Source organism: Streptomyces katrae (assembly GCF_000717655.1).
GTDB lineage: Bacteria > Actinomycetota > Actinomycetes > Streptomycetales > Streptomycetaceae > Streptomyces > Streptomyces katrae_B.
On record NZ_JNZY01000026.1, the window covers coordinates 23,810 to 48,633 of the forward strand.

The window sequence follows — 24,824 nt, forward strand, 5'->3', positions numbered from 1 at the left end:
GCCGCCCGCTAGAGGGCGACGGCCGATCATGCTTTGACCTGCGGGTTTACCGAATTACTTGACGGCGGGCCCGACCTCGATCGTCATCTGGAGACCGTCGTAGGTCTCCTTCGCGATCTTGATCTTGGTGTTGGTGTCAGCGACCTTCACCGAACCGGTCGGGTTCTCGTCGTAGTAGTACTTGCCCTTGTGGTCGTCGAAGACCAGGTTCGCGGGCTTCGGCTTCAGGAACAGCGACTCACCGTTCTTGTGCAGGGTGAACGCGTCCGTCGAGTACGCGCTGAACGTCGCGTCGTACGGCTGGATCTTGTTCCGCAGCAGGGTGCCGTCCGCCCACTTCATCGGCTTGGCGTTGGCGTCGACCGGGAGGATCAGACCCTGGCCCGGGTGCTGGCTGGTGTTGTTGTCCTTCTGGGACTTGTCCCACAGCCAGATCAGCAGGCCGTCCTGGTACGGGTAGTGCTCGACCCAGCCCGGCTTGGAGTTGGCCCAGCCGAAGTTGTACGGGCCCACCTTGAGGGTGGAGTCGTACGAGACGTAGCGGCGGTTCTCCGCGATGTAGTACTGCGGGTACTCCTTGGTGAACCCGGCGCCGATGCGCGAGAAGCCCTTGCCGGTCCAGCCGTTGTCGCCATTCTCGGCGCCGTCGGTGAACAGGTTCTGGCCGTCCGCGGTGATGGTGAAGGCGTCACCGGTGAAGCCCTTGCCGCCCGCGCCGCCGTCCGTGGCGTAGCGGAAGCGGAGGTCGATCTTCTTGCCCGCGTACGCGTCGAGCGGGAACTTCAGGTCCTGCCAGCCGCCGGAGACGTCGGTCAGACCGGCGTTGCCCGCGGCGTCGGCCGGGATGGCCTTGCCGTTGGCCGTGCCGTTCAGGACGGTCCAGGTGGCGCCGCCGTCGGTGGACACCTCGGTGTAGAGGTAGTCGTAGTCCTTCTCGATGTCCCACCAGCCCTTGAGGGACAGTGCGGCGGAGGACTTGCCGGTCAGGTCGACCGAGCGCGACAGGGTGTTCTTGAGGTCGTCACCCATGTTGCTCCACCACTGCGAGGAGCCCTCGGCGGGAGCGACGATGTCGGTCTTGACCTGCTTCTTCGGCAGCTCGACGACCAGCGCCTGCTTGTCCTTGGTGTTGTACTCCGAGACGCCCAGCTTGTGGGTGGACTTCGTCGCGGCCTTCGCCGTGTCGTAGTTCAGCCAGCCCAGCTGGAGCTTGTCCCAGGCGGTCATGTCGCCCGGGAGGTCGCCTATGGAGTCCTTGCCGTTGCCGAGCCAGGAGCCGGCGGACATCAGGGACCAGAAGCCGACCGAGTTCTCGCCGCCACCGGAGGTGTCGTAGAGGTCCGGCAGGCCGAGGTCGTGGCCGTACTCGTGCGCGAAGACGCCGAGGCCGCCGTTCTCCGGCTGCATCGTGTAGTCGCCGACCCAGATGCCGGTGTTGCCGATCTGGGTGCCGCCGGCCTTGTTGTCGGCCGGGCCGGTCTTGCCCGCGTCGGTGCCGTAGGCGTACCAGCGGTGCGCCCACAGCGCGTTGGTGCCCTGGACACCGCCGCCGGCCGACTCGTCCTCGCCCGCGTGGACGATCTGGAAGTGGTCGATGTAGCCGTCGGGCTCGTTGAAGTTGCCGTCGCCGTCGAAGTCGTTGCGGTCCCACTGGTCGTACTGGGCCAGCGTGGCCTTGATCTCGGCGTCGGTCTTGCCGGCCTTCTTCTGGGCGTCGACCCACGCGTTGACACCGTCACGGACGGTGTCCCACACGTTGGCGCAGTTGGTCTGACCGCAGTAGTTCGAGCCGTAACGGGCCTCGTTGTACGGGATCTTGACCCAGTCGGCGACCTCGCCCTCGACCGAGTAACGGCCCGAGGAGGTCTTCTCGTAGTAGGTCTTCAGCGAGTTCTTGCCCTGGCCGGTACCGAAGTACAGGTCCTGGAAGTACTCGCGGCTGAAGTCCTTGCGCCAGGCGGTGCTGTTGTTCGTGGTGCGGTCCGGCTGGGCGATCTGGTTGCGCGCCGGACCGGGGTTGCCCCCGTACTTCGGGGCGGCCGGCTTCGGGCCGTCCGGACCGTCCGGGTCGAACATGGTCGTGTTGTCGACCTGGTCCCCGAACTCGACGAGGATCGTGAAGATCTTGTCGGTCTTCTCGCGGCCGAGCTCGACGTACTTGCTGTCGTCGAGCTTGACGACCTTGGAGGCGCCCCGCTGCTCGACGGTCTTCTTGCCGGACAGCACCTGCTCCAGGGCGGCTTCCCGCGCCTGTGCCTGCTGGTCGCTGAACGGGCCCTTCAGGTTGTGCTGGACCGCCTCCTTCGCGGGGGCGGTCGGGTCCTGGCGGTCCGAGGCGGGCGCGGTCGACGGCGCCTCGGAGGCCTGGGCAGTGACGAGGAAGGCGCCGGAAGCCGCTGTCGCGGCCAGGGTCACACCGATGGCTGCGGCGCGCAGCGCTCGTCGACGGCTGGAATTGCTGGTCACTTGATGTCGTTCCCCTCCCGCGGCCGCGACACAGGTCGGAACGTCTCCATAGGAGCGGGGGGTTCCGCGCGGCGCGCGTCTCAAGTGACGACATTTGACCGGAGAGTCTAAAGAAAAGACAGACCTTGACTTCTTCCTTACAACTGCACTATGCGGTCAGGGAGTTCCGCTATCCGGACGTTCCTCTGCCATATAGGACGAAGGGCGCGTCCTGACCACACTGTGGGACGGCCGGGTGAACCCGTGCGCCCCCCGTGCTCCGGCACCGTGGGTTAGGTCACGCTTACTGGCGGTTCCGCTCGGGAATCCCCCGACGTAGAGTCGCTTGACGCGCGACCTAGTTGAGCAGACTCCCCCTCCCCGCCTTGAGGACGGAAATCGCCATGCCGCGTCCGACTGCCGCCCAGCTGTTCTACGGGTCCGCCACCGTAGTCGTGTCGACGATCGCCATGCTGCTGCTCTCGGAGACGAGCACGGGGCGCGGGATCGCCGTCATCGCCACCGTCGCCCTGGCCCTCGGACTGCTCGTCGCGCTCACCGCCGCGAGCCCCCGGCGCCGCGGCCGGCACGCCGCCCCCGCCGGAGCTGCCGCCCGTACCCCTGCCGCTCCCCCCGGTGTTGCCGAAATCACGCCCGGACCGGTCCCCGTGGACACGGCGGCCGCAGACGCGGCGGCCGCCCGGGTGCCTGAACCCCGGGCGGCCGCCGTCGAACAGCCGGTGCACCACTGAGCCGTAGGCCGCCCAGCCGTACGCCGGTCCTCCTCGTCGCTACGCCGCACTCACCACCACGGTCTTGGCCACCTTGTCGTGCAGGCCCTGCTTGTACGGTTTGTCCACGAGGATCGACACGATCAGCACGATCTGCCACAGGCAGGGGCAGCACAGGAGCGCCGGCAGCCAGAGCATGGAGGCCCGCCCCAGGGCCGCGCCGGACTGCGGGACGCTGCCGTCGTTGAGCATCGCCACGCGCAGCCCGAGCGCCTTCTTGCCGATGGTCCTGCCGTCCTTCCGGGTGAACCACCAGTCGTAGCCGACGAACAGGACGATCGAGATCAGCGTCATGGCCAGCCCGCTGCCGCTGTACGACTTGGTGAAGACCTCGCTGACGTCCTCCCCCTTGTTCGTCTCGACCACGTAGCGGTTGGTGCCGAACGCCAGCTGGATGAGGAACAGCGGGACGAGCACGACGATCACGTCGATGATGCGGGCCCCGAGCCGCTTGCCGAAGTCGGCCAGCGGCGGCATCCCCGCGAGCGGATCGGGCATGCCGTAGCCGCCGCCGTACGGGTCACCCGGGCCGCCGCCGTACGGGGGCGGCGGGGGCGGGTATCCGCCGCCGCCCGAGCCGCCGTACGGGCCTCCCGGCGGCGGTGGGGTGCCGCCCGGGGGCGGGGGCGCGCCGCCCGGCGGCGGGCCGTACGGCGAACCGCCCGACGGAGGCGTCGGTTCCTGGGGCTTCTTGAGGAACGGGTCGTCCTCGGGCGGCTGGCCCGGCGGCGGCTGATCGGTACTCATGGCCCGAGTCGAACCCGGCTCCGCGGGCCCCGCAACGGGACGGCGTCCGTTCGGGGGAAGCCGCCCCCGGCGGCCCCCGCGGCGGGGCCGTGGCCGGGTCTCAGCGGGCCACGTACGTCCCGGCCGCCCGGTCGTGCCAGCCCCGGCGGCGGGGCCGGTCCACCAGGCACCAGAGGCTGCCGGGGAGCCCGAGGAACGCGTACACCAGCCAGCGGCGCAGTGCCGCCCCGAACGTGGGCGGGCGGAGCGTGGCGGCGGACAGCACCCGGACCCCGAGGAGCTTCTTGCCCGGGGTGCGGCCCCAGCGGGCCGTGGGCAGCGCCTCGTAGAACACCCCGAAGAGCAGTACGGCGCCCAGCACGAGGCCCAGGTATCCGGCGATGGTGGTGTCGAACAGCCACACGGTGGTGGTGCGGCCGCTGCCCTTCGCGGCGTCGACCTTGGCCTCGAGGTGGGCGGTGGCCACAGGGAGGAGGGGCCGGGCGGCACCCGCCGCGACCGCGCCGAGCACGAGGGTGTCCAGCGCGCGGGCCAGGGCCCGGCGCACCAGCCCGGCGGGGCGGACCGCCTGCTCCGCCATCCGCTCGAAGACGGCCCGCTCGGTGGGCCGGGGGGCCGTGCGACCGGCCTCCGGTGCCGGTGCCGGTGCCTGTGCCTGTGCCGGTGGCGCCGACGCCTCGAAGCCGTGATCCGGCTCGGCGGGGGCGTCCGTCCGGCGGGGGGCGGGGGCGGCCGCCGGGGACTGCGCAGCCGGCGACGAAGGCGCCGGTACGGACCGGGCTGCCGAAGCGGCGGCCTGGTCGCGCCGCAGCGGCGTCCCCGGCTCGGGGCGCGCCGCCGGGTCGCGGCGCAGCGGGGCCTCCGGCTCGGGCCGGGCCGCCGACTCCCAGGCCGCCGGGGCCTCCGGCTCGGGCCGGGCCGCCACCGGGTCGCCCGGTGGCGGGGTTCCGGGCTCGTGCCGCGGTGCCGGGTCGCGGTGCAGCGGGGTCTGCGGCCATGAGGAGGTGAGCCCGGACGACCCGGCACTGCCTCCGGGGGCGGCGGGCCACGCAGGCTCGACGGGAGCCGGGGCCGGGGCCGGAGCGGGCGCCGGGGCCTGTGCCGCCGGGGAGCGCGCGGACAGGATCCCCACGCCCTCGGCGGAGCCCCGGGCCGCGGCCTGCGCGGGGAACCGCTCCGCGGTCGCCGCCGCGGCGGACGGCGTACGGGCGAAGGACACCCCCGGCCCGCGCTCGGGCCGTTCGGCCGCGTCCAGCGGCTCCGGGCGCGGCCCGCGGCCCAGTGAGACCCCCGTCGAACGGGCGGCCGCGTGCCCCGCGTCGGGCTCGGGCGGCGGCGGGCTTCCCCAGGACACGCGGTGGTCGCGGGGCCCGCCGAAGCCGGACTGGTGCAGCGGGTCGGCCTGCCAGGCGGGTGCGGGAGCGGGAGCCGGTACGGCCGGCCCGGCGACGGGTTCGGGCCCGGGTTCGGGTTCGGGTTCGGGTTCGGGTTCGGGTTCGGGCAGCGCCTCGGTCACGCCGGTCTCGTCCAGGAACACCGGGCCGGTCTCGTCGGACCGCGCGGCAGGGCGGCTCGTACCCGGAACCCAGTTGAGGCCGTTCCAGTACCGGACGAACCCGGGGATGGACGGATCGGGGTAGTAGCCCTCGCGGGCCGCGTGCTCGCCGTCACCAGGGGAGGCCGTCAATGTCCCCAACTCCGATCGTGGCTTGAGGCTTGTGCAAGGGGAGGACCATAGCCAAGAACCGTGCCCCGACAGGTCCGGTAACGGGAGAATCCAAGCCTTTGAGCGAATGCCGCACCCTACGGCTGTTTTCAGTCACCCGACAGGATCAGGCCAATCCCGATGAGGTGCGCGAAGTCGCGTCATACCCGGGCACATCGGCGCTCTCTCCGGGTGTGGGGCGCGAACCCGGCCCCACGACACGAACCGGAGATCCCGAAGTGAGGCCGCCATGCACCACCCCGTCATCGAGCGCGAGCTGGAACTCAAGCTGGTCCTGTCCCCCGAGCGCAGCATCGCCGTCCCTGCCCGGCTGGTGTACCTGACGGACGACCCCTACGCCGTGCACATCACCTTCCACGCCGGCTCCAGCACCCCCGTCAACTGGACCTTCGCCCGCGAGCTGCTCGTCGAGGGGGTCTTCCGTCCGTGCGGCCACGGAGACGTCCGGATCTGGCCCACGAAGGTCGACAACAAGGCCGTCCTCTGCATGGCCCTGACCTCCCCCGACGGCGACGCCCTGCTGGAGGCCCCGGCCGGCTCGGTGTCGGCGTGGCTGGAGCGCACGCTGTGCGTGGTCCCGCCCGGCACCGAGGCCGAGCGGCTGGGCCTGGACGACGCGCTGGCGGAGCTGCTCGCGCCGACCCCGGCCGACGACCCGTGGATGCGGGACCCGTGGCCGTCGGACGAGTCGGCGGACGGCGACCTGTGATGCGGATCCGCCGCCTCGGGCTCGTACGTTCCATACCGGGCGTACGGTCAGAAGAGCTTGCCGGGGTTGAGCAGGCCGAGCGGGTCGAAGGCCTGCTTGACCGCGCGCTGCATCTCCAGCCCCACCGGCCCCAGTTCCCTCGCGAGCCACTCCTTCTTCAGGATCCCGACGCCGTGCTCGCCGGTGATGGTCCCCCCGAGGGCCAGGCCCAGCGCCATGATCTCGTCGAAGGACTCGCGGGCCCGGCGCGTCTCGTCCTCGTCGGCCGGGTCGAAGCAGACCACCGGGTGGGTGTTGCCGTCGCCGGCGTGCGCGCAGACCCCGATGAGCAGGCCGTACGTGCGGGCGATGGCGGCCGTGCCGTCCAGCATCTCGGCGAGCCGCGAGCGCGGTACGCAGACGTCGTCGATCATCGTCGCCGGGCGCAGGGTGTCCAGGGCGGTCAGCGACATCCGACGGGCCTGGAGCAGCAGTTCGGACTCGGCCTCGTCCTCGGCGGGGACGACGGCGGTGGCTCCGGCGGCCGTGCACAGCTTTCCCACGGCCGCGAGGTCGTCGGGCGCGTGCGGGGTGTCGAAGGCGGCGAGGAGCAGGGCCTCGGTGGTGTCGGGGAGGCCCATGTTGCCGAGTGCGTTGACGGCGCGGACGGTCGTACGGTCCATCAGTTCCAGCAGCGAGGGCGTGAGGCCGGCCTCCATGACGGCGCAGACTGCCGCGCAGGCGGCCGCGGCCGAGGGGAACTCGGCGGCCAGCGCGAGCTGCCGGGGCGGCGCCGGGCGCAGGGCGAGGACGGCCTGGACGACGACGCCGAGGCTGCCCTCGGAGCCGACGAAGAGCCGGGTGAGGTCGTATCCGGCGACTCCCTTGGCGGTACGCCGGCCGGTGCGCAGGAGCCTGCCGTCGGCGAGGACCACGTCGAGGCCGAGCACGTACTCGGCGGTGACCCCGTACTTGACGCAGCACAGGCCGCCGGACGCGGTGCCGATGTTGCCGCCGATCGTGCACTGCTCCCAGCTGGAGGGGTCGGGCGGGTAGTACAGGCCCTGCGCGGCGACGGCCCGTGAGAGCACCGCGTTGACGACGCCGGGTTCGACGACGGCGATGCGGTCGACTGTGTTGATCTCGAGGATCCGGTCCATCTTGACGAGGGAGAGCAGGATGCAGCCGTCGGAGGCGTTGGCGGCGCCCGAAAGACCCGTGCGGGCGCCCTGCGGGACGACGGGGACCCGTAGGGCGGTGGCGGTGCGCAGCACGTGCTGCACCTGTTCGACGGTGCGGGGCAGGACCACGGCCGCCGGGGTGCCGGCGGCGCAGAAGTTGGCCATGTCGGTGGCGTAGGAGGCGGTCACCTCGGGATCGGTGAGGAGGGCCTCGGCGGGGAGCCCCTCCAGGAGGCTCGCGCGCAGACGTACGGAGAGATCGTCGTCCATGACATCCATGAGCCCAGCGTGACACCGGGGGCCATCGGTGTGAACACGGCCGCGACGGGCTTCGGACACCTCTGCTCACTCATCATATTGACGCACAGTGACCCCATGGACCGTATCGACCGAATCGACGAGGAAGCTCAGCAGCCCGCGCCACCCGTGACCTTCACCGGCCGCAAGACGCTCGTGGCGGCCGCGGTCGCGGTGGTCCTGATCGCCGGGGCCCTGCTGATCCGGCCGGCCCGCCAGGGCGACGACGCGCGCCCGCCGGGGCCCACCGAGCGGGCCGCCTCGGCGGTCGGCATGGGTGCGCCGGCGGCGGCGGTGGACCTGACGGCGCTGGTCGCGGACCGGGAGCAGTGGGTCGCGGGGCACGACAAGGACGACGCGTCCTGGGCGGTGCTCGGGGCGGCGTACCTGGAGCAGGCGCGCCGGACGGCGGAGCCCGGCTGGTACCCGAAGGCGGAGAAGGCGCTGAAGCGGTCGCTGGAGATCCGCCCGGCCGAGAAGGGCAATTTCGACGCGATGACGGGCATGGGCACGCTGGCCAATGCCCGGGGCGACTTCGCAACCGGGAAGAAGTGGGGCGAGCTCGTACGGGCGCAGGCGCCGAAGCGGTGGACGGCCTACCCGGTGCTGGTGGACGCGTACACGGGCCTCGGCGACTACAAGGCCGCCGAGCGGTCGATGGAGCGGCTGGTGGACCTGCGACCGGGGCTGGCGGCGTTCATCCGGGCCTCGCAGGTGTACCGGGACCGCGGCTGGCGCGAGGACGCGACGATGGCGATGGAGCACGCGGCGGGTGCGGCGAAGTCGCCGGCGGAGAAGGCCTACGTGCTGTTCCGGCTCGGGGAGCTGGCCTGGGAGCGCGGGGACGCGAAGGAGGCGCTGCGCCAGTACGAGGGCGCGCTGCGGGCGGACCCGGCGCAGGCGGAGGCGCTGGGCGGCCGGGCCAGGGCGCTGGCCGGGCTGGGCCGCGGCGGGGAGGCGGTACGGGACTACCGGATGGCGCTGGGCCGGGCGCAGGTGCCGCGGCTGGCGCTGGAGCTGGGCGAGCTGCTGGATGCGCTGGGGCGCAGGGCCGAGGCGAAGGTCCCGTACGAGATGCTGCGCACGGCGGCGGCGCGGGGCGCGGCGGAGGGGGTGAACGAGGCGGTGGTCCTCGGCCTGTTCGAGGCGGACCACGGGGATCCGGCAGTGGCCGTGCAGCGGCTGACGCAGGAGTGGTCGCGGCACAAGAACATGCAGGTGGCGGACGCACTGGCGTGGGCTCTGCACAAGACGGGCGACGACGCGGGGGCGCTGGAGTACGCGAAGAAGTCGATGGAGCGGGGGGCGCGGAGTGCGGACTTCGCGTACCACCGGGCGATGATCGAGCGGAGTCTGGGCGACGACGCGGGGGCCCGGCGCCACCTGGAGGAGGCGCTGCGCACGAACCCGCGGTTCTCCCCCGCGCGGGTGCCGCTGGCGAAGGAGGCCCTCGCCTCGATCGGCCAGCCGCCGCCGGGCGGCCCGGAGAACGTGCAGCCGGCCAAGCCGTGGGTCGCCCCGGACCTCCCGAAGGCGGCGAAGCCGAAGCCGAGCCCGTCGCCCAAGCCGGCCACATCCGGCCCGGCCAAGGCCTGAGGCCGCCGGCGCATCCAGCCCCACCCGGGTGTACGGCGCGGGGGTCCGGGGGCTGCGACGGCGCCGCACCCGAAATCAACGGCAAGGCCCCCCCCCGGCGCCGACAGGCGGCGCCGGGGGGCCGGGGGGGGCCGGGACCTTCGGCCTACAGGTTGCCCCGCTTCTCCTGCTCCCGCTCGATCGCCTCGAACAGCGCCTTGAAGTTGCCCTTGCCGAAGCCCATCGACCCGTGCCGCTCGATGATCTCGAAGAACACCGTCGGACGGTCCTGCACCGGCTTGGTGAAGATCTGCAGCAGGTACCCGTCCTCGTCCCGGTCGGCCAGGATCTTCAGCTCGCGCAGTTCGTCGATCGGGACCCGCGTGTCACCGACCCACTCGCCGAGCGTGTCGTAGTACGAGTCCGGGACCGACAGGAACTGCACGCCCGCCGCGCGCATCGTGCGCACGGTCGCCACGATGTCGTTCGAGGCCAGCGCGATGTGCTGGACGCCGGGGCCGCCGTAGAACTCCAGGTACTCGTCGATCTGCGACTTCTTCTTCGCGATCGCCGGCTCGTTGATCGGGAACTTGACCTTCTTCGTCCCGTCCGCGACCACCTTCGACATCAGCGCCGAGTACTCGGTCGCGATGTCGTCGCCCACGAACTCCTTCATGTTCGTGAAGCCCATGACCTTGTTGTAGAACGCGACCCACTCGTTCATCCGGCCGAGCTCGACGTTGCCCACGCAGTGGTCGATCGCCTGGAAGGTCCGCTTGGCCGGCGCCGCCACCATCGGCTCGACGGCGACGTAACCCGGCAGGTAGGGCCCGGTGTAGTCGACGCGCTCGACCAGCGTGTGGCGGGTCTGCCCGTACGTCGCGATGGCGGCCAGCACGACCGTGCCGTGCTCGTCCTTCATCTCGTACGGCTCGTCCAGGCCGCGCGCACCCTGCTCGACGGCGTACGCGTACGCCGCCCGCGCGTCCGGGACCTCGATCGCGAGGTCGATGACACCGTCGCCGTGCTCGGTGACGTGCTCGGCGAGGAAACGGCCGTGGTCCGTCGTCGGCTTGATCACCGAGGTCAGCACGAAGCGCGCGGAGCCGTTGGTCAGGACGTAGCTGGCCGTCTCGCGGACGCCGTTCTCCGGTCCGGAGTAGGCGACGAGCTTCATGCCGAACGCGGTGGAGTAGTAGTGCGCGGCCTGCTTGGCGTTGCCTACGGCGAAGACGACCGCGTCCATGCCCTTCACCGGGAAGGGGTCTGCCTCACGCGCGGTGTGCGGGGTGGTCTCGAGGTTCACCAAAGACTCAGTCATAGCCGCAGAGTCCCGCCGATCCACAAGCTGCGCAATAGTTTCCTGTTTGGCTGTACAGGCTGACCAGTCGGGGCGGAGTATTACTGAGAGATCTGTGCAGTATGACCAGCCGATCGAGGGAAGGCTTCCATGGGCATCGACGAACTCGACGGCCGGCTCATCGTCCTGCTCGCCCGCGAGCCCCGGATCGGGGTCCTGGAGGCCTCGCGCCGGCTCGGCGTGGCCCGCGGCACCGTGCAGGCCCGGCTCGACCGGCTCCAGTCGAACGGGGTCATACGCGGCTTCGGACCGCAGGTGGACCCGGCGGCCCTCGGGTACCCGGTGACCGCGTTCGCGACGCTGGAGATCAAGCAGGGCCAAGGCGCCGACGTACGGGCGCACTTGAACGGCGTGCCGGAGGTGCTGGAGCTGCACACCACGACCGGGCACGGGGACATGCTGTGCCGGCTCGTGGCGCGGTCCAACGCCGATCTGCAGCGGGTGATCGACCGGGTCGTCGGATTCGAGGGGATCGTGCGGGCCTCGACGGCGATCGTCATGGAGAACCCGGTGCCGCTGCGGGTCATCCCCCTGGTGGAGCAGGCGGCGCACGAGGGCTGAGCCGCCGCCTCGACAGTTCCAAAGAACACGTTGCAAAGAAACCCTTGCATAGAAATCTTTGCAACTCTATGGTTGAGCCATGCCCGAAGAACCGAACACCGAAGAAGCCAACACCGAAGAACCGAACACCGAAGAGCCGAGCGCCGAAGAACCCAAGGTCCGTACGCTCGACGCCCGCTCCCTGCGCGGTCTCGCCCACCCCCTGCGCATGCGCATGCTGGCCGCACTGCGCCGCGGAGGCCCGGCCACGGCGTCGCAGCTGGCGGAACGGCTCGGGGAGTCCAGCGGCGCGACCAGCTACCACCTGCGCCAGCTCGCCGCGCACGGGTTCGTCGAGGACGCGCCGGAGCACGGCAAGGGCCGCGAACGCTGGTGGCGGGCCGTCCATGACGGCACCCGGTTCGACGAGCAGCTGCTGTACGACGAGGACCCGGCCACGCGCGGCGCGGCGGACCTCTTCCTGCACGAGCTCGCGACGATCCACACGCAGGAGCTGAGCACCTGGCTCGGCACGGCCCTCAGCTGGTCCCAGGACTGGCGGCGCGCCTCGGAGGTCAGCGACTTCACGCTGCGCCTGACACCCGGCCAGACCCTCGAGCTGATCCGCAAGATGCACGACTTGATCAACAGCTACCGCGACCTGCCGCCGTCGGAAGACACGAAGACGGTCCGCCTCCACTCGCACGTCTTCCCGCGGACCGGCGAGTAGCCACGTCCTTCCCCGCCCTCCTCGCATCCGCCGCATTCACCGCATTCGCCGCATTCGCCGTATCCACCGCTTCACTGCTTCACCGCAGAAGGAGTCCTGTCGTGCACGCCTTCACGCCCGCCGAGATCCACACCGTCACGCACGCCGCCCGTAGCGCCGAACTCGCCGCCGAGGCCGCCGCCTGGCACCTGGCCCGCGAAGCCGCCCCGGCCGCCCCCGCCCTGCGCAACCTGCTCGGGGAGGCCCTGATCAGCGCCGGGATCCGGCTGATGCAGCCCGCCCACCTCCACGCCCGCGTCCAGCACGCCGCATGAGCCGACGACCGTTCGCGGCCGTCCTGGCCGCCAACACCGTTTCCATAGCCGGTAGTTCCCTCACCCTGATCGGCGTCCCGTGGTTCGTGCTCCAGACCACGGGCAGCGCCGGCCGGGCCGGGGTCGTCGCCTTCTGCGCCACCCTGCCCGTCGTCGTCGCCGCGCTCGTCGGCGGCCCGGTCATCGACCGGATCGGCCGCCGCCGGGTCTCTGCGGCCTCCGACCTCATCTGCGCCTTCTCGGTCGGCGCGATCCCGCTGCTGCACTACGCGGGCGCGCTGGAGTTCTGGATGCTGTGCGCGCTGATGGCCGTCGGGGGCCTCGTCCACACCCCCGGCCTGACCGCCCGCGGCGTCCTGCTGCCGGACCTCGCCGAGCACGCCGGCACCACCGTGGCGCGGGCGGCGAGCCTGTACGACGCGGTCTCCCGCGGAGCCCGGATGATCGGGGCCGCGCTGGCCGGCGTACTGATCGCGGTCTTCGGTGCCGAGTCCGCCCTGCTGCTGGACGCGGCCACCTTCGCCGTGTCGGCGCTGCTGGTCACCGCCTTCCTGCGCGGGGTACCGGCCGCCGAGCCGCAGCGCGCCTCCGGGAAGATCTCCTTGGCCGGCTACCGGGCCGAACTGGCCGAGGGCTGGACCTTCCTCACCCGCTCGCGGCTGCTGGCCGGCATCACCGTGATGGTGATGATGACCAACGGCCTGGACCAGGGCTGGTCCGCGGTCCTGCTGCCCGTGCACGGCCGCGAGGCCCTCGGCGGCGCCACCGCGGTCGGCCTGCTCGTCTCCCTCTTCGGCGGCTTCGCGCTGCTGGGCGCCCTGCTCTACGGGGTGTGGGGCGAGCGGTTCTCCCGCAGGACCGTGTACGCGACTGCCTTCCTGCTGTGCGGTGCACCCCGGTACGCGGTGGCCGCCTTCACCGACACCCCGCTGCCGCTCGCGGTGACGATGGCGCTGTCCGGGCTGGGCGCGGGCATGCTGAACCCGATCCTGACCACCGTGCTCTACGAGAGGATCCCGGACGAGCTGCGCAGCCGCGTCTCGGGCGTGACCACGGCCGGCTGCGAGCTGACCATGCCGCTGGGCGGGCTCGCGGCGGGCCTGCTCGCCGACGGGTTCGGGGCGAGGCCGGCCCTGCTGCTGTTCGGCGGCGTCTACCTGCTGACCACGCTCGCGCCGCTGGTCTTCCCGGCCTGGCGCACGATGGAGCGCCTGCCGGAGACCGGCCGGGATCCGGTCGACCCGGCGGAGCTCAGCAGGACGGAACCGGCTCTCCCCGGGTCAGCGCACGCAGCGACTGCACCGCATCCGTCAGAGAACTGACGGGGACCAGACGGAGCCCCTCGGGGAGTTCGGACTGCGCATCGGCGCACTCGGCCTCCGGTACGAGGAACACGCTCGCCCCGTCGCGCTGCGCGGCCTGGGTCTTCAGGGCCACGCCGCCGACCGCGCCGACCTTGCCGTCCGCGCTGATGGTGCCCGTACCGGCGACGGTGCGGCCGCCGGTGAGATCGCCGCCGCTGCCGTCGCCGTCGAGCTTGTCGACGATGCCGAGGGAGAAGAGCAGGCCGGCGCTCGGGCCGCCCACGTCGGCGAGGTTGAGCTGGACCTTCACGTCCTTCGGGTCCTTGTGGAGGTAGCCGAGGGCGGCCTGGGCGGCCGTCGACTGCGACGTCGCCATTTCCTCCAGGTTGTGCTCCTCGATCTCCTTGTCGCTTCCGCCCGAGGGGTAGACCGCCTCCCTGGGCATGACCGCCCGGCTGCTGTCGAACCAGTCGTCGACGAGCTCGGGCAGGGTCACGGTGGTGGAGGGACCGGTGGCCTGGATGGTGGTCATCCGGAGCTGGCCCGTGGTCTGCCGGGTCGGGGCGCCCGTGACGGTGATCACGGGCTTGCCGTCGCGGGCGCCGAGCACGTCGGCCGTGGGCCCCGGCTGGGCGATCACGAAGGGCAGCGGCGCGAAGGCCGCGGCGGCGAACAGCCCGAGTACGGGCAGGGCGCAGACGGCCAGGGCGGCGGGACGCGGCAGACGTGTGAGGCGAGAGAGCACCCGCCCAATCTATCGGGCGCCCCCACCGCCCCCGCGCCCCGCCGTCCCGCCACCCTCGGCGCAGGGAGGGGGGCGCGCCTCGGCGCAGGGCGTGGCGCGCTTCGGCGCTGGACGTCAGCGCAGGGCGTGGCGCGCTTCGGCGCTGAACGTCAGCGCAGGGCGTGGCGCGCTTCGGCGCTGAACGTCAGCGCAGGGCGGACCCGCTCGGGCACGGCGTCGGCCAGCATCACGACGCCCACGCTGCCCTCCAGTCCCGTGATGCCCACGAGGGGCGCCGCCGCGCCGCTGGCGCCCGCTTCGAGCTCTCCGTGGGTCAGCGTGTAGCCGGGCTCGGTGAGCGTGCCCTGACGGGCCGCCAGAATGGCCCGCCCGGCTGCCCCGCGGTCCAGCGGGTGGCGGAATCCGGGCCGGTAGGCCACGTGGTAGTCGGTCCAGGTCGGCTCGACGACGGCCACGGCGAGCGCCTCGGTGCCGTCCACGAGGGTCAGGTGCGCGGTGGCGCCGATGTCCTCGGCGAGGGACCGGAGCGCCGGCAGGGCCGCCTCGCGCACGAGCGGGTGCACCTGCCGCCCGAGCCGCAGCACCCCGAGCCCGACGCGGGCCCGGCCGCCGAGGTCGCGGCGGACGAGGGCGTGCTGCTCGAGGGTGGCCAGCAGGCGGTAGACCACGGTGCGGTTCACACCGAGGCGGTTGGAGAGCTCGGTGACGGTCAGACCGTGGTCGGTGTCGGCGAGCAGTTTGAGGACTCTGAGTCCTCGGTCCAGAGTCTGGGAGGTTTCCGCGGTCACGACGCCTCTCCCTCTCTCGGTGAGCGGCGGTGACTCTCGGGATGGAACGACGCCGGTCCCACGGCGACGCACGGAGAGGCCGCCGGTAGCGGCCATGGCACCGGCTGCGCTCCCGCGGCGGCGCTGCCACGGGGCGTTCGATGCGGGGACAGTAGCGAGCGGGTCCGCTCAGCGGAAGGCCTCGTCCAGAATCCGGGCGCCAACTACCCCTTTATGCCGGTTCAGGAGCGCCCGCGGAGCCGGTTCGTGGCCTCGGCCCGCCGACGGCGCCTGTGCGATCCCCCGACGCCGGTGCCGCGTCCGCGGCCCCCGCAGCGCCGTACGCGGACCCGCGGACGGACACGGAACGTGACCGGGGCCCGTGCGAACCTCCGCACGGACCCGGCGTCACAGTCCGTAGAAATCCGCGGGACCGGGGACGGGACGACCGTACGAACAGGCGACCGGGGGCGGGCCACCGGGGCACCGGGGGCACCGGGCTACCGCATCCGCGTGGCCCACTCCTGCACCTTCTTGATCCGCTCCCGCAGCTGCCCCGCCGTCGCCTCCGCGCTCGGCGGCCCGCCGCACACCCGCCGCAGCTCCGTGTGGATCACCCCGTGCGGCTTGCCGCTCTGGTGGACGTACGCCCCCACCATCGTGTTCAGCGACTTCCGCAGTTCCAGCAGCTCCTTGTGCGAGACCACCGGGCGCCGGTCCGCCGGCAGCTCCAACAGGTCCGCCTCCGCGTCCGGCTTGCGGCGGCTGTGCGCGATCTGCCGCGACTGCCGCTTCTGCAGCAGCATCTGCACCTGGTCCGGCTCCAGCAGCCCGGGGATGCCGAGGTAGTCCTGCTCCTCCTCGCTGCCCGGGTGCGCCTGCATGCCGAACTCGGCGCCGTCGTACAGCACCCGGTCGAAGACGGCGTCGGACTCCAGCGCCTCGAAGGACATCTGCTCGTCTTCGCCGGTGTCCTCGTCCTCCTGCCGGTTCGCCTCGTCCATCTCCTTCTCGGACTCGGCGTACGGGTCGTCCTCGCCCTTCTTCTTCGGCTTGTCGAGGACGTGGTCGCGTTCGACCTCCATCTCGTTCGCGAAGCCCAGAAGATAAGGAATGGTCGGCAGGAACACGGAAGCCGTCTCGCCGCGCCTGCGCGACCGTACGAAACGGCCGACGGCCTGCGCGAAGAACAGGGGCGTCGAGATGGTCGTGGCGTACACCCCGACCGCGAGGCGCGGCACGTCGACGCCTTCGGACACCATCCGGACCGCGACCATCCAGCGGTCGTCGTTCCCGCTGAAGGTGTCGATGTTCTTCGAGGCGCCGGTGTCGTCGGAGAGCACCAGGGTGGCCTTCGTCCCGGTGATCTCGCGGATCAGCTTGGCGTACGCGCGCGCCGAGTCCTGGTCGGAGGCGATGACGAGCCCGCCCGCGTCCGGGATGCCCTTGCGGACCTCGGTCAGCCGCTGGTCGGCGGCGCGCAGCACGTTCGGCATCCAGTCGCCGCGCGGGTCCAGCGCGGTGCGCCAGGCCTGCGAGATGGCGTCCTTGGTCATCGGCTCGCCGAGCCGGGCGGCGATCTCGTCGCCGGCCTTGGTGCGCCAGCGCATGTTGCCGCTGTAGGAAAGGAAGATCACGGGCCGGACGACGCCGTCACCCAGCGCGTTCCCGTACCCATAGGTGTAGTCGGCGGACGACCGCCGGATCCCGTCGTTCCCTTCCTCGTAGGTCACGAACGGGATGGGATTGGTGTCGGACCGGAAGGGCGTACCGGTCAGCGCGAGGCGCCGGGTCGCCGGGTCGAAGGCCTCGAGGCAGGCCTCGCCCCAGGACTTCGAGTCACCGGCGTGGTGGATCTCGTCGAGGATGACGAGGGTCTTGCGCTGCTCGCAGCGGTTGCGGTGCAGCATCGGCCGCACGCCCACACCCGCGTACGTGACGGCGACCCCGTGGTAGTCCTTGCTCAGCGGCCCGGCGGAGTACTCCGGGTCCAGCCTGATGCCTATCCGGGCGGCGGCCTCGGCCCACTGCTTCTTCAGGTGCTCGGTCGGCGCGACGACGGTCACCTGCTGCACGACATGGTGGTGCAGCAGCCAGGACGCGAGCGTCAGCGCGAAGGTCGTCTTGCCTGCGCCGGGCGTCGCGACCGCGAGGAAGTCCCGCGGCTGGGTCTGCACGTACCGGTCCAGCGCACCCTGCTGCCAGGCGCGCAGCTTGCTGGCGGTACCCCAGGGGGCACGGCCGGGGAAGGCGGGTGAGAGGTGGTGGGAGGCGGTAGTAGTCACGGTCTCCGGTTCGGGCTCTCGGCGGCGGGCGCGGTGGTCGTACGTAGGACAACCGGGCCACCTTACCGGGGCCGGCCGGCCCCTCGCGGAGGGACAGGCCCGTGACCTCGGCGGGTGCGGTGAGCGTCACATCCGACCCGGATTCTCAGCCCGCGAACCTCGGCAGCTGCGCTGCGATCTTGGGGACGTCCAAGGCCCCCTGGCATACGTCCAGCACGAACTGCTCGGCCTCGTCCACGTCGAACGCCCGGTCAAGCGGATGGCCGTTCATGTGCAGGAAGACCCAGGTCGCGTACCAGGCGATGCGCTTGTTTCCGTCGACCAGCCCGTAGTTGCGGGCCAGTGACTCCATGAGCGCTGCGGCTTTCTGCCAGACGTCCGGGTAGGCGTCCTGTCCGAACACGATCGCCTGCGGGCGCGCCAGAGCAGAGTCGAGCAGTCCGTAATCGCGCACCTCGTTCGCACCAAGACGCTCCGCGAGGTTTAGCAGCTCGGGAAGCGTGAGGTAGTGCATCAGGCGAGCCTCCTGTTCAGCTCCGCGCTCGCCTTGAGAACGTGCTCCGCCGCCTCGTTGAACAGCCTGGAGTGTTCGTTTATGGCCTTGATGACCGCGTCGTGGGCGAATGACTGCATGCTGCGGCCCTCCGCCTCCGCGCGCTCACGCAGGGCGGCCAGCTCTTCTTCGGTGAATTTGACGTTGAGACCGGCCATGCACCAACGGATGTCAGGCGGTTTCGCGTCGAGGGACCCGCCCCCCGTCGATACCGGGCCGGCGGACGCCTCAGTCCCCCGCCGAGGCGGTCGGCGGATCGAGCCGGGTCGCGACCCAGGCCCCCGCCAACGCCACCGCGGCCATCGGCAGGAACACGACCAGGAACGCGGCGGGGTGCGAGCCCGGTCCCTCGGCGGCCACGGCATGCGCCGCCCCCACCGCTCCCCCGCCCAGCGCGGCGAACGCCGCGCCGCCCGCCGCCAGCAGCACGACATTGGCCAGCGCGTCCGAGATCTGCAGCGCAGCGGAGTTGGCCCCCGCCTCCTCCGGCGCCGAAAGCTCCAGCAGCAGCACGCTCGTCGAACCGATCACCAGCCCCATCCCCAGGCACCCCACCGCCCACGCGGCGGCCAGCGTCCACACCGGCACGGACTCGATCAGCACGGCCGGGGCCGTGGCGATGGCGAAGGCCACGAGCACCATCCCGGCGACCATCAGCCGCTCCCGGTACGGCGCCATCCGCCCCTTCGACTGCAGCCACGAACCGCCCGCCCAGGTCACCCCGCCCGCCGCCAGCGAGAACCCGGCCAGCGTCGGGCTCAGCCCCCGCTGGGTGACCAGCATCAGCGGCACGAAGCTCTCCGCCGCGATGAACGACCCCGCGGCCACCCCGCGCAGCAGCACCACCGATGGCAGACCCCGCCGCGCCAGGTAGGTCCCGCGCGGCAGCAGCCCCCGTACGGCGGGCACCAGCAGCGCCGTACCGGCCACGGCCGGAAGCAGCGACGGCCACCGCAGATCCTGGGCGGCGTACTGCAACAAGCCCGCCCCGACGGAGATCCCGAGCGCCAGCCGGATCCGCCGCCGGTCGGGGGCGGCGGGCGGCGCGTCCGGATCCACCGGCCCGGACGCGGTCCGCCGTATCGCCGGCAGGGCCACCACCAGCGGCACGACGACCAGCATCGGGATGCCGAGGAACACCCAGCGCCAGCCGAGGTGCTCGGTCACGGTCCCCGCAGCCAGCGGCCCGACGATGGACGGCACCACCCAGCTCGCGGCGAACGCGGCCATGATCGCGGGCCGCAGCCGCTCCTCGTACGCACGGCTCACCACGACGTACAGGGCGACGATGACGAGCCCCCCGCCGAACCCCTGCACGGCCCGCCCGAGGACGAACACCCACATGCCCCCGGCGGTCCCCGCCAGCACCAGCCCGGCGGCGAAGGCCCCGATCCCGACGGTCAGCGGCCCCAGCGGCCCCTGCCGGTCGGCCCACTGCCCGGACAGCACCATCCCGAAGAGGCTGGTGGTGAAGTAGGCGGAGAAGGCGAAGGCGTACAGCCCGATCCCCTCCAGCTCCCGCGCGGCGACGGGCATGGCCGTCCCCACCGCGGTCGCCTCGAAGGCGATCAGAAAGATGACGGAGATGATCCCGATACTGAGCGTCCGGTACGCGGACCCCAGAATCCCGCCCTGGGCTCGGGGCGGGACCGGCGAAGCATTGCGCTGTGGCACACGGGGTTCGAGGGCACTCATCGCCCCAGAGTAAGGCGCGTGCCGGGGTTGCGCCCCTGTCATTTCGGCGGATCCCGCACTGGTCCGCGAGACCTAGGCCCCACAGCCATGAACGCAGCATGGCAGTCATATTGCAGCCCCCACGCCCCTCTTCCCACCCCTCGGAACCCCTCGTACGGTCATACCCGTAACCACCCCACAGCCGTGTGCCCGAGTGGTTGAGGGACTCGCCTGCAAAGCGAGTTACGCCGGTTCGATTCCGGTCACGGCTTCTCCGAAGGCCGCTCAGGCTCCCCTGGGCGGCCTTCTCTTTGTCCGTCAGCAGTACGTCAAGACGCCGGGAGGGCAGAGGCGCTCTCGGGCAGTCCGCCGCCGCCCTCACACCCCAGTTCCTTGGCGATCGCGACCGCGGCGGAGTGGGCGAGGACGAGGTAGTCCTCACCCAGTACGGCGTCTCCCCTGCTGCTTCGGGACCGGTCCGTGTAGAAAGCCGTGATGCGCAGCGGCATGTCGCGGGTGGAGCCGACGCGGGTACTCACGCAGTCGAAGGCCACGCCTCGCTCCTTGTCGGCGCGCGTCACCCGGACACCCCTCTGGTCACTTCCTGGTGTGCCGGTGTTCCCGCGCTTGGCGGCGAGGCGAATCTCGCCGACCCTCTTCCCCCCGCCCACGGTTCCGGTAACCGTGCACGCGGGAGCGGCGACCTCCCCTGCCTTCGACCCGGCGCGGAAGGACTCCTCCAGGGCCTTGCCCATGGCCGTGACGCCGACGCTCTGCGCATCGTCGTTGACCAAATGCGAGGACTGCAACACCGCAGTGAGGGCCTTGCCGGCGGCATCTGTGATCAACCCTGGGCACGCCTGCGTCGGATCCACCTCCGGAGGCTTCGCCGAAAGCGACGCCTTGGGCTCGGGATCCGAGGTGGTGCATCCCGCGAGCAGGGTCACGAGCACGGCGAGTACTGCGACGCGGGCGGCGGGCGCCGTCAGAGCGCGCACTTCAGCTCCTCGTGGGGGAAGTCCTGGTCATCCTTGGGCAGCCGAACGTACATTGCGCGCCCGTCTCCCGGCCCAGGTGCGGCATGCCGTCGGCTCGCCCCGACCTCGAAGGGGACATCAAGATGCCCCCTTCGAGCTGTCCACCAAGTCACGGCCCACCGAATGCGCGACGGCCGATTCCTTGGACGCCACACCCGCGAGGGTGTCGATCTCCTTCTCTGACAGACCCGAGCCGGCAGCCGCATGCAGTACAGCCCTGCTGGCCGCATCGCTCGTGCGGCCTTCGGCGTCCGCGTACATCTTCGACACGCCCGCTTCGGTCTTGGCGGTGTTCTCCTTGCCCTTCTCCTTGGCGTCCTCGACGAAGATCTCGGTGACGTCTTCCTGGACCCATTCCACGACATCACCGGCGACCGGCACCATTTCTAGGTACTTGCCGCCCACGGCCGAAATACCGCGGTTGATCCACTTGGCGCCGTCCTCTACGCCCTTCACGTACTCCTCGTTCGTGTGGGCGGTCTCGGCGTGCATGTTCTGGGCGCGCGCTTCCGTCAGCATGCCCGCGATCTGTCCGCCGGGCTGCACGGCGTTCTCCACAGCCGCGTCCAGAAGGTCATTGCCTCCGCGATGCTGGACAACGTCGGTGATGAGGACCCCGGTGAACGCCTGATTGGCGTTCGTGATGGCACCGTAGGCCCCCGGGTCCTGGCCGACCGCGCCGAGGAATCGGGACATCGTCGACTTGTTGAACTCCGCCATGTCACCGGTGACCTTGATCTGGTTGCCGCCGTTCTCGGCGGACGCCTGGAGGTCCGGGATGTATTCCGCCGCCATGTTGCCGAAGTGCCCGGCCATGGCGCCCAGCTTCGGAGCCTTGTCCTTGTCCTCCGGGTCCGGCGCCACCAGGGACGGGTCGTCGCCGATCTTTTCGACGACGCGTTCCATGATCGCCGTCATTTCCTTGGTGTGGGGGACCGGCTTCGCGTCCTCGTCGCCCGGGACGCGGCCCGAGACGGCCGCTTCGAGGGCGCCGCCGAGGGCCTCCTGGGCCGGGCCCGCTTCGCCGTAGGGGTGTGCGGGCGTCCGGTCGAAGGCGTCGGCCCAGGACTCCTTGTCGAGCATGTAGTCGACCATGCCCCGCGCCTTGCCGTGCTGCCCGGACACCGCCTTGTCGGCCGTCGTGACGATGCCGTCGCCGTTGCTGTCCTGGCGGACCGGCTCGTTGAAGAAGGCCGTCGCCGCGTCCGGGTTGTGGGACATCGCGTCCATCAGGCCCGTCAGCGGGTAGAAGCCCCGGCTGCCGTCCTTGCCCTGGCTGAGCACCGTCTTCGGGTCGTACGGGGCGCCGTGCTCCCAGGCCTTCGGGTTCTCGCGGTCGAACGCCACCATGTCGCGGCCGACCGAGGTCAGGAACTCCTTGTCGTACTTGCCCTCGTGGAGCAGCGCGCCCAGCGCCTGGTAACCGTAGATCCTGCTGGTCAGGTCGCCGGTGACCTGCATCTCCTTGCGACCGGCCTTCATCAGGCCGGTCGTCCACGCCGCATCCAGGTGGTTCGGCGAGCTCTTCTGCGTCGCGAGACCCAGCATCGCGCCCATGTCGTTCTGGATGTTGCCGACCATCGCCAGCCGGTCCTTGCCCACATTGCCCAACGTCGACGCGTCGATGGACAGCTTCGCGTACGCCTCGAGGGTGCCTTCGGGGCCGAGCTTGCGGTAGAAGTCCGGCGCGAACTCGGCGTCGTCGCGGTTGTCGTCGAGCAGGTCCTCCAGCTCGCGCAGCATCTCGGGGTGGCGGGCCACGCCGCCCGGTTCCTTGCTGAGCTTCTTCATCAGCTCGGCCGCCCGGTCGGCCTGTTCGGCGTCCAGGGTGGTGTACTTCGGCGCGGTGAAGTCGTGGTCGTCCGCGACGTTCGTACGCAGCGCGCGGGCCAGGGAGTCGTCGGCATCCGCGCAGTCCTCGACGAGCCGGTCCACCCTCGCCTGCCAGGCCTTGCGGTTCTCCTCCTGCTTGCGCTTGAACTCCGCGTAGTCCGGGTCGTGGCGCGCCGCGTACTCGGTCTTCGGATCCATCGGAACGGCCGTGACCTTGCCGGCCGCGTCCACGCGGAACCCGGCGGCCGGGGCCTCCTCGTCGACGGCCTTCTTCAGCGCGTCGCGAGCCGTCTTGATGGTGGTGTGGCCGTCGCTGAGGAGCTGGTGGACGCCCTTGGCCTCCTTGGCCGCGTCTTCGAACTCCTTGGCCGTCTTGTCGACGAACGCCCGCCCGACGCCGGCGGTGACCCCGCTCCACTCGGCCTTGTCGGCCTTGGCCTTCATGCCGTTTCGAGCGGCCTCGGCCATCTCGTCCAGCTTGTCGGCCATGGCCTTCCAGTCCGTGACCGCCGTCTGGAGCTTGTCCAGGGGAGCGTTCATCACGTTCTCGTACGTCAGCATGGAGGCGCCGCCTACTTGAGGTACTTGTCGATCGCGGACGTGGTGAAGTCGGCGTGCAACTGCTGCTCTTCCCGGGCGTGGGACTTGAGCGAGTAGTTGAGGCCGTTCGAGATGTTCGCGCAGGCGGCCACGAGGGTCTTCACCTGGCTCTCCCACGTGGTGTTGAGCTTCAGCAGTGCGGCCCCGCTGGCGAAGCTCTCCTTCGTGAGCGCCCCGGCGGCCTCGCCGGTGGCGGTCGCGGCGTGCTTGCCGTCCGTCTGGAGCCGCGAGTGCAGCTTGTACGCCTCGGTGCCGATGGCGCCGATGTGGTCCTGGTTGAGCTCCAAGTCACCGCCGCCACCGCCGCCGGGCTCGACGGGTACGTGGTTGAGCCGCATGGAGACGTTGGCGGAGGCCGTGGCGCGTGCCGCCGACCATTCCTCGTCGAACGACATCGCGTGAACTCCTGTGAAAGAGAAGGTCCAATCAGTGGTGAGCCGTCGTCATCTGTTGCGGCGTATGACCACCGCGGTGACGGCGCCACCGATGAGCACGCAGGCTCCCAGACCGAGGGCGATCCAGGGAAGGGAACTGCCGCTCTTCTGCTCGTCGGCCTGGGGCGCCGGCTTGGGGGCCGCGGAGCCGGACGCCTTGCCGTCGGTGGACGGCGAGGGGTTCTTGGCCGCGTCGGCAGCAGCGAGGTCGGGCAGGGGGTACACATCGGCCGGCCCGGGGTCACCGGGGTTGGGCACCGCGATCCGGGGCCGGACGATGCCGTAGCCGATGTAGTCGTTGCGCTGAGAGCCGTCCGTCGGCTTGCCGGCGGTGTTCAGGAGGACCCGGAGGACCTGGTTGTTGGTCCAGTCGGGGTGCGCGGACCACAGGAGGGCGGCGGAGGCGGAGGCTAGGGCGGTTGCGTCGCTGGTGCCGTGGCTGGTGCAGAGTCCGGTCTTTCCTGCGCAAGCCGTGACAATGTCCATACCGGGTGCCGCCATGTCAAGCTGAGCGCCGTGCTGCGACTCCTTGGTCGGTTCGCCCTTGGAGTCCAAAGCGCCGACGGCCACTACTCCGGGGGTCGCGGCAGGGTACATGATCTTGTTAGTCGTATCTCCACTGTTACCAGCACCAGCAAAGATCAACTTTCCCTTGGAGAGCGCATACTTCACGGCTTCCCGACGAGATTCGTCGTCCTTCGGAGTGCCGGGGTAGGCGAGAGAGATATTGATGATCTTGGCGTCCGAGTCCGCCGCATAGCGAATTGCAGCAACCCACGATGGGGTGTCTGCCCCTTCCAACATGTCAGGAACACGGATCGGAAGGATCTTGCTACCAGGCGCAAGGCCAAAGGCGCCGTCACCGCTGGGATGGTTCCCGGTAGCGGCGATGATCGAGGCCATGCTCGTGCCGTGGCTACTGAGATCTTTCCGCTCGTCGCCTGCACCATCCCCTTGGACGAAGTCCTTACCGGACAAGACCTGTCCTTCAAGTTCCGGAATGCGATTCACACCGGAATCGATCAGCGCAACAGTAACCCCCTTGCCGTTGCTGATCTTCCAGATATCTTCGGCTTTCATGGTGTCGAGATGCCACTGCTTCGAGCGAATGGTCTCCGCGTGGGCCGGGGTCGCGGCGACCCCGGCCAGCAGCAGGCCGATAAAGGCCGCGGTCGCCTTGCGCATGTGCATCTCGTAC

General features: G+C 71.0%; 22 protein-coding genes and 1 tRNA gene. 8 read left to right on the forward strand and 15 right to left on the reverse strand.

What is annotated here, in order from left to right; genetic code table 11:
- Positions 1 to 54 precede the first annotated feature (54 nt).
- Positions 55 to 2,466 carry an immune inhibitor A domain-containing protein gene (locus IF09_RS0127250; RefSeq protein ID WP_234321169.1) on the reverse strand — a complete coding sequence of 804 codons (2,412 nt, stop codon included), beginning with the start codon at positions 2,464 to 2,466 and terminating at the stop codon, positions 55 to 57.
- Positions 2,467 to 2,849: 383 nt separating this feature from the next.
- On the opposite strand from IF09_RS0127250, the gene IF09_RS0127255 reads away from it, so the two are divergent.
- Entirely contained in the window at positions 2,850 to 3,197 is a 348-nt protein-coding gene (locus tag IF09_RS0127255; protein ID WP_030299911.1) for a hypothetical protein, read from the forward strand.
- Positions 3,198 to 3,236: 39 nt separating this feature from the next.
- Here the strand turns inward: IF09_RS0127255 and IF09_RS0127260 are convergent, their stop codons facing one another.
- Positions 3,237 to 3,983, reverse strand: a complete 747-nt coding sequence (locus tag IF09_RS0127260; protein ID WP_030299913.1) for an RDD family protein — start codon at positions 3,981 to 3,983, stop codon at positions 3,237 to 3,239.
- 100 nt (positions 3,984 to 4,083) lie between these two features.
- Positions 4,084 to 5,670 (reverse strand): RDD family protein, encoded by a 1,587-nt coding sequence (locus tag IF09_RS0127265; protein ID WP_030299914.1) that lies wholly within the window; start codon positions 5,668 to 5,670, stop codon positions 4,084 to 4,086.
- Between the two features lie 268 nt (positions 5,671 to 5,938).
- On the opposite strand from IF09_RS0127265, the gene IF09_RS0127270 reads away from it, so the two are divergent.
- Positions 5,939 to 6,418: an SsgA family sporulation/cell division regulator gene (locus IF09_RS0127270; protein ID WP_030299917.1), complete on the forward strand. Its 480-nt coding sequence runs from the start codon at positions 5,939 to 5,941 to the stop codon at positions 6,416 to 6,418.
- A 47-nt stretch (positions 6,419 to 6,465) separates the two neighbouring features.
- Here IF09_RS0127270 and IF09_RS0127275 read toward each other — a convergent pair whose 3' ends face one another.
- The gene (locus IF09_RS0127275) at positions 6,466 to 7,848 is read right to left on the reverse strand and encodes an FAD-binding oxidoreductase (protein ID WP_030299919.1); all 1,383 of its coding nucleotides are present in this window, start codon (positions 7,846 to 7,848) and stop codon (positions 6,466 to 6,468) included.
- A 105-nt stretch (positions 7,849 to 7,953) separates the two neighbouring features.
- On the opposite strand from IF09_RS0127275, the gene IF09_RS0127280 reads away from it, so the two are divergent.
- Positions 7,954 to 9,471: a tetratricopeptide repeat protein gene (locus tag IF09_RS0127280; RefSeq protein WP_199920488.1), complete on the forward strand. Its 1,518-nt coding sequence runs from the start codon at positions 7,954 to 7,956 to the stop codon at positions 9,469 to 9,471.
- Positions 9,472 to 9,616: 145 nt separating this feature from the next.
- On the opposite strand, the gene hppD is transcribed toward IF09_RS0127280, so the two are convergent.
- On the reverse strand, positions 9,617 to 10,771 hold the full coding sequence (gene hppD, locus IF09_RS0127285) for a 4-hydroxyphenylpyruvate dioxygenase (RefSeq protein ID WP_030299922.1): 1,155 nt from the start codon (positions 10,769 to 10,771) through the stop codon (positions 9,617 to 9,619).
- 129 nt (positions 10,772 to 10,900) lie between these two features.
- Between hppD and IF09_RS0127290 the strand changes: the two genes are divergently transcribed.
- The 4 genes from IF09_RS0127290 (at position 10,901) to IF09_RS0127305 (ending at position 13,716) form a co-directional block, all read left to right on the forward strand.
- Positions 10,901 to 11,371, forward strand: a complete 471-nt coding sequence (locus tag IF09_RS0127290; RefSeq protein ID WP_030299924.1) for an Lrp/AsnC family transcriptional regulator — start codon at positions 10,901 to 10,903, stop codon at positions 11,369 to 11,371.
- Positions 11,372 to 11,450: 79 nt separating this feature from the next.
- Positions 11,451 to 12,080, forward strand: coding sequence for an ArsR/SmtB family transcription factor (locus tag IF09_RS0127295; RefSeq protein ID WP_030299926.1), 630 nt, complete (start codon positions 11,451 to 11,453; stop codon positions 12,078 to 12,080).
- Positions 12,081 to 12,181: 101 nt separating this feature from the next.
- Positions 12,182 to 12,394 (forward strand): hypothetical protein, encoded by a 213-nt coding sequence (locus IF09_RS0127300; RefSeq protein WP_030299928.1) that lies wholly within the window; start codon positions 12,182 to 12,184, stop codon positions 12,392 to 12,394.
- A complete protein-coding gene (locus IF09_RS0127305; RefSeq protein WP_030299929.1) occupies positions 12,391 to 13,716 on the forward strand; it encodes an MFS transporter in 1,326 nt (441 codons plus the stop codon). The genes IF09_RS0127300 and IF09_RS0127305 overlap by 4 nt, the downstream gene beginning before the upstream one ends.
- Here IF09_RS0127305 and IF09_RS0127310 read toward each other — a convergent pair.
- The 6 genes from IF09_RS0127310 to IF09_RS0127340 all read right to left on the reverse strand — a co-directional run bounded on the left by IF09_RS0127310 (position 13,646) and on the right by IF09_RS0127340 (position 19,743).
- Positions 13,646 to 14,443: a S16 family serine protease gene (locus IF09_RS0127310; protein WP_030299932.1), complete on the reverse strand. Its 798-nt coding sequence runs from the start codon at positions 14,441 to 14,443 to the stop codon at positions 13,646 to 13,648. The two genes, IF09_RS0127305 and IF09_RS0127310, sit on opposite strands and share 71 nt — an antisense overlap.
- A gap of 149 nt (positions 14,444 to 14,592) precedes the next feature.
- Complete coding sequence (locus IF09_RS0127315; protein WP_030299934.1) at positions 14,593 to 15,231, reverse strand: IclR family transcriptional regulator; 639 nt, start codon at positions 15,229 to 15,231, stop codon at positions 14,593 to 14,595.
- 479 nt (positions 15,232 to 15,710) lie between these two features.
- Positions 15,711 to 17,495 carry a DEAD/DEAH box helicase gene (locus tag IF09_RS0127325; RefSeq protein WP_030299935.1) on the reverse strand — a complete coding sequence of 595 codons (1,785 nt, stop codon included), beginning with the start codon at positions 17,493 to 17,495 and terminating at the stop codon, positions 15,711 to 15,713.
- 145 nt (positions 17,496 to 17,640) lie between these two features.
- Entirely contained in the window at positions 17,641 to 18,009 is a 369-nt protein-coding gene (locus IF09_RS0127330; RefSeq protein ID WP_030299937.1) for a type II toxin-antitoxin system death-on-curing family toxin, read from the reverse strand.
- The gene (locus IF09_RS0127335) at positions 18,009 to 18,206 is read right to left on the reverse strand and encodes a hypothetical protein (RefSeq protein WP_030299940.1); all 198 of its coding nucleotides are present in this window, start codon (positions 18,204 to 18,206) and stop codon (positions 18,009 to 18,011) included. The genes IF09_RS0127330 and IF09_RS0127335 overlap by 1 nt, the downstream gene beginning before the upstream one ends.
- A gap of 70 nt (positions 18,207 to 18,276) precedes the next feature.
- Complete coding sequence (locus IF09_RS0127340) at positions 18,277 to 19,743, reverse strand: MFS transporter (protein WP_030299942.1); 1,467 nt, start codon at positions 19,741 to 19,743, stop codon at positions 18,277 to 18,279.
- Positions 19,744 to 19,922: 179 nt separating this feature from the next.
- Here IF09_RS0127340 and IF09_RS0127345 point away from each other — a divergent pair.
- A tRNA-Cys gene (locus IF09_RS0127345) sits at positions 19,923 to 19,994 on the forward strand.
- A 57-nt stretch (positions 19,995 to 20,051) separates the two neighbouring features.
- On the opposite strand, the gene IF09_RS0127350 is transcribed toward IF09_RS0127345, so the two are convergent.
- From IF09_RS0127350 to mycP, 4 genes are all read right to left on the reverse strand, one after another.
- Positions 20,052 to 20,720: a hypothetical protein gene (locus IF09_RS0127350; RefSeq protein ID WP_030299944.1), complete on the reverse strand. Its 669-nt coding sequence runs from the start codon at positions 20,718 to 20,720 to the stop codon at positions 20,052 to 20,054.
- Positions 20,721 to 20,837: 117 nt separating this feature from the next.
- Entirely contained in the window at positions 20,838 to 23,153 is a 2,316-nt protein-coding gene (locus IF09_RS0127355) for a hypothetical protein (RefSeq protein ID WP_030299946.1), read from the reverse strand.
- Positions 23,154 to 23,164: 11 nt separating this feature from the next.
- Positions 23,165 to 23,587: a hypothetical protein gene (locus IF09_RS0127360; protein WP_030299948.1), complete on the reverse strand. Its 423-nt coding sequence runs from the start codon at positions 23,585 to 23,587 to the stop codon at positions 23,165 to 23,167.
- Between the two features lie 48 nt (positions 23,588 to 23,635).
- Complete coding sequence (mycP, locus tag IF09_RS0127365) at positions 23,636 to 24,817, reverse strand: type VII secretion-associated serine protease mycosin (protein ID WP_234321170.1); 1,182 nt, start codon at positions 24,815 to 24,817, stop codon at positions 23,636 to 23,638.
- Positions 24,818 to 24,824: the final 7 nt, after the last annotated feature.